The organism is Plastoroseomonas hellenica, assembly GCF_018129085.1.
Classification (GTDB): Bacteria; Pseudomonadota; Alphaproteobacteria; order Acetobacterales; family Acetobacteraceae; genus Plastoroseomonas; species Plastoroseomonas hellenica.
In genome coordinates, this window is the sequence record NZ_JAAGBB010000061.1 from 21,159 (window position 1) to 31,756 (window position 10,598).

Consider the following 10,598-nt stretch of genomic DNA (forward strand, 5'->3'; position numbering starts at 1 on the left):
TGACGGGCCTTTTCCGCCCCTGCCGCGCCGGCCTCCTCGCCGAGGCCACCAGCATCGGCTGCGTCATCCGACACGACAGGGACAAAAAATGCCTCGCCAGATCGTCGCCGCACCCTTCCCAAACGGGCTCTGAGGCGATGCGCCACGCCTATGTCTCGGTCGAAGGCATCGCACGCCGCTATCCCGGGGCCACGGTCTTCGAAGATCTCTGGTTCGGCGTGAACCGCGGGGAGTTCGTCTGCGTCGTCGGGCATTCCGGCTGCGGCAAGACGACGGTGCTGAACATCCTGGCCGGGTTGGAGGCGCCCTCCGCCGGCGAGGTGATCGTCGACGGGCAGGCGATCGAAGGCCCATCGCTCGACCGCGCCGTGATCTTCCAGGGCCATGCGCTGATGCCCTGGATGACAGCCGAGCAGAACGTCGGTTTCGCACTCTCCTGCCGGCACCGCGGGTGGCCGCGCGCCAGGCTGCGCGAGGCGGCGCGCGCGGCACTCGTCCGCGTCGGGCTGGAACAGGCGGCGGAGAAGAAGCCATCTCAGCTCTCGGGCGGCATGAAGCAGCGCGTCGGCATCGCCCGCGCGCTGGCGATCGAGCCCAAGATGCTGCTGATGGACGAACCCTTCAGCGCGCTCGACGCGCTGACCCGCGGCGTCCTGCAGGACGAGGTCGCGCGCCTGGTCGCGGAGGCCGACCAGACCGCCTTCATGATTACCCATGACGTCGATGAGGCGATCCTGCTTGCCGACCGCATCCTGCTGATGACCAATGGGCCGGAGGCGCGGCTCGCCGAAATCGTGGTGAACACGCTGCCGCGCCCGCGGCAGCGCGCGACGCTGCACCGGATGCCGGGCTACCACGCGCTCCGCGACCATATCCTCGAATTCCTGATCACCCGCAGCCGCACGCTGGCCGGTGCGCCTCCCGCGGGCTGGGACCCGCGGCGCGTGCCGGAGCTGCGCCCGGCCGATGCGCCTGCGGCGCTCGCCGCACCTTGACCCCGAAAGAAAGGAGAAGCCGATGACCCGCGCCCAACTCACCGAGAAGATCCTCGACATCAAGCGCGAGAAGGGATGGAGCTGGAAGCACATCTGCGCAGAGATCGGCGGCGTCTCGCCGGTGCTGATCGTCGGCGCGCTGCTCGGCCAGATGAAGCTCGTGAAGCCCCTCGCCGCCAAGGCGGCCGCGCTCTTCGACCTCAGCGCGGCGGAGCAGGCGATGCTGAACGAGGTGCCCTATCGCGGCTCCCCGATGCCGCCGAGCGATCCGCTGATCTATCGCTTCTACGAGCTGGTGATGGTGAACGGCCCCGCCTGGAAGGCGCTGATCGAGGAGGAGTTCGGCGACGGCATCATGTCCGCGATCGACTTCGACATGGAGATCGAGCGCCTGCCCAACCCGAAGGGCGACCGGGTGAAGTTCACCATGAGCGGCAAGTTCCTGCCCTACAAGTATTACGGCAGCGAGCAAGGCCTGCCCGAATACGGCTTCCGGGAGGAGTAGGCCGCGCCCGCCCGGCATGCTAACGCCGCCTCTGGACGAGGGAGGCACGCATGGCATTGAAGGTCGGGATCGCGGGGCTGGGGGCGATCGGCCTGCATCTGGCGAAGGCGCTGGATCAGGGGGTCGAAGGGTTGGAACTCGCCGCCGTCGCGGCGCGCGACCATGCCAAGGCCGCGGCCAATCTGGCAGGCTTCACGCGCAAGCCCGCCATCACCTCGCTCGCCGGCCTCGCCGATGTCGCTGATATCGTGGTGGAGGCGGCCCCGGCCGCGGTCTTCGAGGAGGTGGCGACGGCGGCCGTCGCCAAGGGCCGCATCTTCGTGCCGTCGAGCTGCGGCGCGCTGCTGCCGCGCATGCATCTGATCGAGGCGGCGAAGCGGAGCGGTGCGCGGATCATCGTGCCGACCGGCGCGCTGCTTGGCCTCGATGCCGTGCGCGCCGCGGCGGAAGGTGATGTGGAGAGCGTCACCATCGAGACCCGGAAGCCGCCGCGCGGCCTGGTCGGCGCGCCCTATCTCGAGAAGCACAAGATCGACGTCACCGTCATCACCACGAAGACCCTGGTCTTCAAGGGCAATGCCTTCGACGCGGCGCAGGGTTTCCCGGCCAATGTGAACGTCGCCGCCGCCCTGGCACTGGCCGGCATCGGGCCCGAGCGCACCATGGTCGAGATCTGGGCCGATCCGGAGGTGACCCGCAACACCCACACCATCCGGGTCGAGGCCGCCGCCGCCCGCCTGACCATGACGATTGAGAACGTGCCGAGCGAGGAGAACCCGCGCACCGGCAAGATCACGCCGCTCTCGATCCTGGCCTGCCTGCGCGGATTGACCTCCACGCTGAAGGTGGGAAGCTGACCGCTTTCCCGTAGCCTTGTTTGGCGGGCAGATTCACGGCTCCGGGCGCTTCCGCCCTGCGCCGATCTGCCCTGTGGAGAGCACCCATGACCCTCGTCATCCACAACGCCACCATCGTCACCGGCGATGACGAGGACCGGGTGATGCACCGCAGCGCCATCGCGATCGAGGCGGGCCGCATCACGGCCCTCGGCGGCAGCGACGCGATCCTGGCGGCCTATCCGGACGCCGAGCGCGTGGACGCCGCCGACCGTGCGGTGCTGCCGGGCTTCGCCAATATCCACACCCATCTCGGCATGACCCTGGCGCGCGGCGTCTTCGAAGACCTCTCGCCGCCGCACAAGCCGCCCTTCTGCGGTGGCCTCTCCCCCATTCCGCTGCCCACCCTCTCGGTCGAGGAGAATGCGGTGATGGTGCAGCTCGGCGCGCTGGAGGCGATCCGCAGCGGCACCACCGCATTGCTGGAGGACGGCGCCGGCATCGCCGGCTACGCGAAGCCCCTGGCGGCGACCGGGCTGCGCCTGCTGCTCGCCGAGCGCGCCTGGGACCGCAAGGGCGCCGGCATCGGCGATCCCGGTCCCTTCGTCGCCGATGAAGCGCTCGGGGAGGCGGGGCTTGAGCGCATCGCCGCCCTGCACGCCGCTTGGAACGGTGCGGAGGGCGGCCGCATCGCCGTCGGCGTCGCTGCCTGGGCGCCCGACATGTGCACGCCGGCACTGCTCGGCAAGCTGCGTGCGCTGCAGCAGAAACTCGACTGCGTCTGCACCATCCATCTCAACCAGATCTGGGGCGAGGTCGCGGCGACCGAAGCGCATCGCGGCCTGCTGCCGACCGAATACCTGGAGAAGTCTGGCTTCCTGCACGACCGCCTGATCGCCGCGCATTGCCGCTGCATGGCCCATAGTGAGGAACGCCTGCTCGGTCGCGCCCGCAGCTCCGTTGCCTTCAACTCCGCCATCGCGGCCCGCCGCGGCCTGTCGCCCCGCATCTCGGTTCTGGAGGCAGAGGGCTGCACTATCGGCATGGGCACGGACAACATGGCCGAGGACATGGTGGAGGTGATGCGGACGGGCCTTTTCATGGAGCGCATCCGTCGCGAGGACGGCCGCAACCCGACGCCGGAGCAGGCGCTGCGCTGGGCGACGCGCAACGGCTATCGCGCCATGGGTATCGCGGATGGCGGCTGGCTCGCGCCCGGCAACCGCGCCGATCTGATCATGATCCGCACCGACCGTGCGCATCTGGTGCCGCGGCTGCGCCCGGTCTCCGCTTTCGTCCATCAGGGCCAGGCGAGCGACGTCGAGAGCGTCATGGTCGACGGGCGCTGGATCATGCGCGACGGCCGGGTGCTCACCATGGACGAGCCGGCGATCATCCGGGAGGCGGAGGCGATCGCCCGCCGCGCCTGGGCGAAGCTCTTCGCGGAGCATCCGGAAATCGCAGTGCCGGCCGGCTTCGCGCCGCCGATCTGATTGCATACAAAGCGGCTGGCGGCGCAGACTGCGGGCCTCGGGAGACAGAACGCCGGTCCGACCAAGGAGCCGCCATGTCCCTTCGCCGCCGTCCGCTGCTGCAGGCAGCCCTTGCCGCGCCTGCCTTCCTTTCCGCCGCGTCGCGCCGGGCCATGGCGCAGGATCCGCGCCGCCTGCTGCGCAGCGTGCCGATCGGCGACCTCAGGGCGCTCGACCCGATCTGGACCACCACCTACCTGACCCGCAACCACGCCTACCTGGTCTGGGATACGCTCTTCGCGCTCGACGCCGAGAACCGTCCGCAACCCCAGATGGTCGAGGCGTGGGAGACCTCCGGCGGCGGCCTCACCTGGACCTTCCGCCTGCGCGAAGGCCTGCTCTGGCACGACGACACCCCGGTGACCGGCGCGGACTGTGCCGCATCCATCCGCCGCTGGGGTGCCCGCGACGGCATGGGCCGCGCGCTGATGGCGGTCACCGAGGCTCTGGACGCGCCGGATGCGCGCACCATCCGCCTGAAGCTGAAACGCCCGGTCGGTTTCGTGCTGGACGCGCTCGGCAAGATCGACAGCAACGTGCCCTTCATGATGCCGGAGCGCCTGGCACGCACCGATCCCACGCAGCAGATCGCGGAGGTGATCGGCTCCGGCCCCTTCCGCTTCGACCGCAGCGCCTGGGTGCCCGGCATCAAGGTCGTCTACGACCGCTTCGCCCGCTATGTCCCGCGCAGCGAGCCGCCGAGCCAGGCGGCCGGCGGCAAGCTCGCGAAGCTCGACCGCATCGAGAGCGTCTACACACCGGATTCCGCGACCGCGGCGAATGGCCTCATCACCGGCGAACTCGACCTGCTGGAAAGCCCGGCGCCCGACCTGGTGCAGCACCTGCAACGCGCGCGGGACGTGGTGGTCGCGTCGAACGACCCGCTCGGCTACCAGCTCTTTGTCGTCTTCAACCACCTGCACCCACCCTTCGACAAGGTCGCGGCACGGCGCGCCTTGATGAGCGTCATCCGGCAGAGCGACTTCATGCAGGCGACGGTCGGCGACCGCAGCCCGTCACGCGAATGCGCCGCGGTCTTCGGCTGTGCCGCCGGCGAGGATGCGCAGTTCGACGCGCTCGGCTGGCCACGGCAGGACCTCGCCACCGCGCAGCGCCAGTTCCGGAACAGCGGCTATGACGGCCGGCCCATTGTGGTGATGGACCCGGCCGACAACGCCACCCTGCATCCCGGCGCGCTGCTGCTCGCCGATGCGCTGCGGCGGCTGGGCGTGACCCTTGATCTGGTGGCGATGGACTGGAGCGCGCTGGTGTCCCGTCGCGCCTCCCGCGCCGCGCCGGCGGAGGGGGGCTGGAACTGCTTCGTCACCAACGCGACGATCACCGGCATCTCCAACCCGCTGCTCAACACCTTCGTGCGCAATTGCGAGGATGCCTGGTTCGGCTGGCCCTGCGACCGCCGCGTGCCGGAGCTGACCGAAGCCTGGACCTTCGAGAGCGATCCGGCGAAGCGGCAGGAGATCCTGAAACGGCTGGAACGCGTGCATCTCGAGAATGCGACGCAGGTGCCGCTCGGCCAGTACCGCAGCGTGATCGCGCATCGGCGCAACCTGCGCGGCCTGATCAACGCGCCGGCGCTGTTCTACTGGAATATCGAGAAGGCCTGAGCCTCCGTGGCCGGGAGCCGGTAGAGGCCTTCGGCCGAGGCTTCCCCGCGCGCGGCACCGGCCAGCGCCTGCATGACCGTCGTTGCCACCGGCAGCCGGTAATGTAGCGAATCCCAGTAATGCGCGTCCTCGCGCGTGATCGGGCTCGGGATCATGAAGTCGACGAGCAAGGCCTGCGGCACGCTGGCCGCGAGCCTGATGATCGAGGCCTTGCATTGCGCCCAGCGCTGCCCCTCCGCGGTCTCGGGCGGTGGCTGGGATCCGATATGGATCGGCGGCAGCACCAGCAGCGCCCGCATCCCGGCCGGCAGCCGCTGCAGCCGCTCGGCGAGGAGCGCATGCGGCGGGAAGTCGAATTGCCGGCCCGGGATGGCCGGCGGCAAGGGCGCCTGCGGCGGCCAGAGATTCGCATGCGCCCGCGCCGGATCGTGCCGCGAATCATCCGGCAGGAAATTGGCGTAGCCAGCCCGGCCGTAGCGCGGCCGCGCCCAGCCGGCGATGGTCGCGACCTGTCGCCCGGCTTCCTCGATCGCATAAAGATTGAAGATCTCACGGTAACCCCGCCAGCGGGAGGGCGCGTAGATCCATTCCGGGAAAGGGCGGTCGGTGAGGCGCCGGAGCGGCCCCGCCTCGCACCAGGGACGGTCGAGCCCGATGATCACCTGCCGTGGCGCCGCATGCGCGTCGATGAAGACGTCCAGCAGCCGCATCTGCTCCCAGGCCGTGCTGTCGTTCATCGCGAGATTGGCGAAGCGGCCACCGAGCAACGCATCCAGTTGCACGGGATCCAGGAGCCGCAGCGTGGAGGTGCCGATGACGACGGAATCGAAGCTGGAATCGCGGGCCAGCATCGGATAGGCGAAGCGCTGGTTCTGCGTCACCGGCAGCCGCTCGATCGGCAGCGAGAGGGGCAGTGCGCCCCAGGGATCGACCAGCGCGACGAAGCCGTAGACCAGGGCCAGCAGTACCCCAGCCGACACCGCGAAGCGGCGCAGGAAGCGCGCCCAGGCGCCGGGCGGGTCAGAACTGGAAATAGATGAAGTCATGCGCGCGGCGCCCACCGGTGATCAGCAGCAGATAGACGAGGGCCGCCGCTACCGGCAGCGCCAGCGCCGGCTGCGGCCGGATCCGCTCCAGCGCGAAGCGGTGCGAAGCCGGTCCCAGCAGCGCTGCCGCGACGCCAGCGATCGCCGCCGCGGCCTGGGTATTGTCGATCGCGACGCGTCCCGGGCCGCCGGTCACCATCGCCTGCAGCATCGCCGCGGCGGTCGGAAAGTCCGGTGCGCGGAACAGCACCCAGCAGCCGGTCACGAAGAGCAGCGTCAGCGCCCAGCCGAGCAGCCGGGGCATCGCGAGCCCCGCCCGGTTCCAGGCGCCATTGACGGCGAGCGCCAGGCCATGCAGCCCGCCCCAGGCGACGAAGGTCCAGGCCGCGCCGTGCCAGAGGCCGCCGAGCAGCATGGTCGCCACGACATTCGCCGCCTGGCGCCCGCCGCCGCCGCGATTGCCGCCGAGCGGGATGTAGACGTAGTCGCGCAGGAAGCGCGACAGCGTCATGTGCCAGCGCCGCCAGAAATCCCGGATCGAGGTCGCGCGATAGGGCGCATCGAAATTCGCCGGCAGCAGCAGCCCGAACATGAGCGCGAGGCCGATCGCCATGTCGGAATAGCCGGAGAAGTCGAAATAGATCTGCAGCGCGAAGCCGCCCGCCGCTGCCCAGGCTTCGGCGAGGTTGAGCGCGCCACCCGCGGCCGCATGCGTGAAGAGGCGGTCGACCACCGGCGCCAGCGTATCCGCGATCAGCACCTTCTTCGCGAGCCCGATGATGAACAGCACCGCGCCGCGCGTCAGGTTTTCGGCCGCTTCCGGCCGCCTTGGATCGAGTGCGAACTGGTGGATGATCTCGTTGTGCCGCACCAGCGGCCCGGCCACGAGCTGTGGGAAGAAGGTGACGAAGAGCGCGAAGTCGAGCAGCGGATAGGCATGCGCTTTCCCGCGTCGGAGATCGACCAGGTAGGCGATCTTCTGGAACACAAAGAAGGAAACGCCGAGCGGCAGGATGATGTCCCAGGCCTCGTGCCCCCCGCCCGCCAGCCAGGCGACGTTCTCGGCGAAGAAATTCGCATACTTTACCCAGGCGAGCAGGCCGAGGTTCAACAGGATGCCCAGGATCGGCCAGATGCCGCGCGGCCAGCGCTCATGCGCATGGCCGATCGCCCAGTTGATCAGGGTCAGCGCCACCAGGACCGGCACGAAGCGGATGTCCCAGAAGCCATAGAAGACGAGGGAGGCGCCGATCGCCCAGATCTGGCGGAGCGCGCGAGTCGGCGCCGCGTACCAGCCGGCGAGCGCGATCGGCAGCAGCCCGAGGATCAGGGCCTGCGAGTTGAACAGCATCGGGCGGCGGGGTGGGCGGGCATGGCGAGGCTCGCGAAGGGCGTCGCTGGCGTCCTAGACAAGCCAAGGGGCCGCGGCAAGCGCGACCCCCTGGGAAGGCGTCCGGATCAGCCGGAAATCAGGCGGCCAGCGCCTGCTCGCCGTCCAGCGTCGCGGCCACCGCGTGCACGGTGGCGGCGATTCGCACCGCTGCCTGCACGGCTTCCTTGGAGAGGCCGCCATGCAGGACGACCTTCTCATGCGCCTCCATGCACATGCCGCAGCCATTGATCGCGGAGACGGCAAGCGACCAGAGCTCGAAATCCACCTTCTCGACGCCCGGCTTCGCCATGACGTTCATGCGCAGCTTGGCGGGCAGCTTCGGGTAGTCGCCGCCCACCAGGTGGGTGAAGCGGTAATAGACATTGTTCATGCCCATGATCGAGGCCGCCGCCTTCGCCGCGGTCAGCGCCTCGGCCGACAGCTTCGGCGCGAATTCCGCGGTGATCGCCTGCACCACCTGCGCGTTGCGGGAGGCGAGGGCGGAGGCGATGAAGGTCCCGGCGAGCTGCTGCTGGGTCAGTACCGGCTCGGTGGCGAGGCTGCCGAGGTTGAGCTTCAGGTCCTTGGCATATTCGGGCAGCGCATTGCGCAGGGCCTCGAGCGACATGGCGCGATCCTCTTACGGGCGGTGATGGGAAGCGGGTGAGGGGAGGCGGCCCGCCGGGCAGGCCGCTTCGCCGCACCCCCGCACCCGATCGGATGCGGGAGGCTCCGGGGCGCCGTATGGCGCCCCGAAGACATTCAGGCGGCCTTGGAGAACAGCTCCTGCGGCTTCAGCACGTCCTTGCCCTTCTCCCAGTTGCAGGGGCAGAGCTCGTCGGTCTGCAACGCGTCCAGCACGCGCAGCACTTCCTGCGGATTGCGGCCGACATTGAGGCCGTTCACCGAGGCCCACTGGATGGTGCCGTTCGGGTCGACGATGAAGGTCGCGCGCAGCGGCACGCCGGCCTCCTTGTCGAGGATGCCGAGGGCGCCGGACAGCTCCCGCTTCACGTCCGCCAGCATCGGGATCGACAGGTCGCGGATGTCGTCGTTGTAGACGCGCCAGTTCAGGTGCACGAACTCGCTGTCGGTTGAGACGCCGTAGACCACCGCGTCACGATCGGCGAACTCGCCGGAAAGCTTGGCGAAGGCGGCAATCTCGGTCGGGCAGACGAAGGTGAAGTCCTTCGGCCAGAAGAAGACGATCTTCCACTTGCCCTCGTCGGTCGCCGAATTGATCTCGGTGAAGGAAACGCCCGGGCCGCCCAGGCCCTCGGGGCCGGCCTTCACGGCCGTGAGCGAGAAGTCAGGAAAGCTGTCGCCAACAGTCAGCATGCGAATACCCCCGGGGAGTTCGTGTTGCGGTGCCCACCGGATATGGCGCGCTGCAGCAAAAGGTGCCAATGAATAGTTTTCGTCAAAACCATCGGATGTTTCGATGAAGCCGCTCCCCGGTGGGCACCTCCCGAGCCCCCAGCAGCTCCGCTACCTCGTCACCCTCGCCGATACCGGCCATTTCGGCCGGGCGGCGACCGCCTGTGGCGTGACCCAATCGACGCTTTCGGCCGGAATCATCGCCCTCGAACGCCAGCTCGACGCTGCCCTTTTGGAGCGCAGCGGCGCCAAGCGGCCGGTCTTCACGCCCCTGGGACTCGAGATCCTGCGCGAGTCGCGCCGGGCGCTCGCCGCCCTGGAAGCGGTGACGGAGGCGGCCGCGACGGCGCGCGACCCGCTTTCCGGCCCGCTTCGCCTGGGCGTGATCCCGACCATCGGGCCCTTCCTGCTGCCGCGGCTGATGCCGGCGCTGCGCAACGCCTTCCCCCGCCTGCGCCTCTGGCTGCGGGAAGACCTGACGGAGCGGCTACTGGAAGGGCTGATGGCCGGCCGGCTGGACCTGCTGCTGCTGGCGCTCCCGGTTGCGACGGGCGATGCCGAAACCCTCGCCATCGCCGAAGACCCCTTCCTGGCGGCGCTCCCCGAAGGGCACCGTCTGGCCGAGCGTGCCCGCGTCCCGGTGGCGGCGCTCGGCGGCGAACGGCTCCTGCTGCTGGAGGACGGGCATTGCCTGCGCGACCACGCCCTTTCGGCCTGCGGCCTGCCGGGTGCCGCCGCCGGGGACGGCTTCGCCGCCACCTCCCTCCAGACGCTGGTGCAGATGGTGGCCGGTGGGCTCGGCGTGACCCTGTTGCCGAAGCTCTCGATCGATGGCGGCGTTCTGGCCGGCGCTGGGGTCGAACTCCGCCCGGTCGAGAGCGACGCCGCCGTCGGCGGGCCCCGCCGCACCCTCGGCCTCGCCTGGCGCGCCCGCAGCCCCCGCGCCGCCGAATTCCGCGGCCTGGCCCCGGTGATCGCGGCGGCCATCGGGGGGAGGGCTGTCCCCGGAGAGGGCGCTGCTCTCTCCGGACCTCACCCGCCAGGAGGCTAGAGCCTCCTGGACCTGCTTCACTGGGCGCCCTGATTGCCAGGGGGTCACCCGGCGTCTTCCGCCGGGTGACCCCCTGGCAATCAGGGCGTCAAAGTAAACGGGGTGCAGGGGCCTGCAGGCTCCTGCTGGGGTGGGTCCGGGAGGGGCAAAGCCCCTTGTCTAGCCGGGGACATCACTGACAGTTTGGACCGGAGACATGGCTGACAGTCTCCTTGTTTTGTTCCTGCCGTTTGCGGCGGCCCGGTCGGGCCGCCGCAAA

Annotated in this window: 10 protein-coding genes; 6 read left to right on the forward strand and 4 right to left on the reverse strand. The window is 69.7% G+C overall.

What is annotated here, in order from left to right:
• The first annotated feature begins 137 nt into the window (after positions 1-137).
• The 5 genes from GXW71_RS29760 (at position 138) to GXW71_RS29780 (ending at position 5,493) form a co-directional block, all read left to right on the forward strand.
• Entirely contained in the window at positions 138-995 is an 858-nt protein-coding gene (locus GXW71_RS29760) for an ABC transporter ATP-binding protein (protein ID WP_211856352.1), read from the forward strand.
• 22 nt (positions 996-1,017) lie between these two features.
• Entirely contained in the window at positions 1,018-1,500 is a 483-nt protein-coding gene (cynS, locus tag GXW71_RS29765; RefSeq protein ID WP_211856353.1) for a cyanase, read from the forward strand.
• Positions 1,501-1,550: 50 nt separating this feature from the next.
• Positions 1,551-2,357 (forward strand): aspartate dehydrogenase, encoded by an 807-nt coding sequence (locus tag GXW71_RS29770; protein WP_211856354.1) that lies wholly within the window; start codon positions 1,551-1,553, stop codon positions 2,355-2,357.
• A gap of 86 nt (positions 2,358-2,443) precedes the next feature.
• Positions 2,444-3,829: an amidohydrolase family protein gene (locus tag GXW71_RS29775; RefSeq protein WP_211856355.1), complete on the forward strand. Its 1,386-nt coding sequence runs from the start codon at positions 2,444-2,446 to the stop codon at positions 3,827-3,829.
• 74 nt (positions 3,830-3,903) lie between these two features.
• Positions 3,904-5,493 carry an ABC transporter substrate-binding protein gene (locus GXW71_RS29780; RefSeq protein ID WP_211856356.1) on the forward strand — a complete coding sequence of 530 codons (1,590 nt, stop codon included), beginning with the start codon at positions 3,904-3,906 and terminating at the stop codon, positions 5,491-5,493.
• Here GXW71_RS29780 and GXW71_RS29785 read toward each other — a convergent pair.
• The 4 genes from GXW71_RS29785 to GXW71_RS29800 form a co-directional block, all read right to left on the reverse strand.
• Positions 5,469-6,539 carry a hypothetical protein gene (locus tag GXW71_RS29785; RefSeq protein WP_211856357.1) on the reverse strand — a complete coding sequence of 357 codons (1,071 nt, stop codon included), beginning with the start codon at positions 6,537-6,539 and terminating at the stop codon, positions 5,469-5,471. The two genes, GXW71_RS29780 and GXW71_RS29785, sit on opposite strands and share 25 nt — an antisense overlap.
• On the reverse strand, positions 6,514-7,890 hold the full coding sequence (locus GXW71_RS29790; protein ID WP_211856358.1) for an MBOAT family O-acyltransferase: 1,377 nt from the start codon (positions 7,888-7,890) through the stop codon (positions 6,514-6,516). Before GXW71_RS29790 ends, GXW71_RS29785 begins: the two co-directional genes overlap by 26 nt.
• 118 nt (positions 7,891-8,008) lie before the next feature.
• Positions 8,009-8,539: a carboxymuconolactone decarboxylase family protein gene (locus GXW71_RS29795; protein ID WP_211856359.1), complete on the reverse strand. Its 531-nt coding sequence runs from the start codon at positions 8,537-8,539 to the stop codon at positions 8,009-8,011.
• Positions 8,540-8,673: 134 nt separating this feature from the next.
• Positions 8,674-9,249, reverse strand: a complete 576-nt coding sequence (locus GXW71_RS29800; RefSeq protein WP_211856360.1) for a peroxiredoxin — start codon at positions 9,247-9,249, stop codon at positions 8,674-8,676.
• 103 nt (positions 9,250-9,352) lie between these two features.
• Between GXW71_RS29800 and GXW71_RS29805 the strand changes: the two genes are divergently transcribed.
• Positions 9,353-10,339, forward strand: coding sequence for a hydrogen peroxide-inducible genes activator (locus GXW71_RS29805; protein ID WP_211856361.1), 987 nt, complete (start codon positions 9,353-9,355; stop codon positions 10,337-10,339).
• The last annotated feature ends 259 nt before the right edge of the window (positions 10,340-10,598 follow it).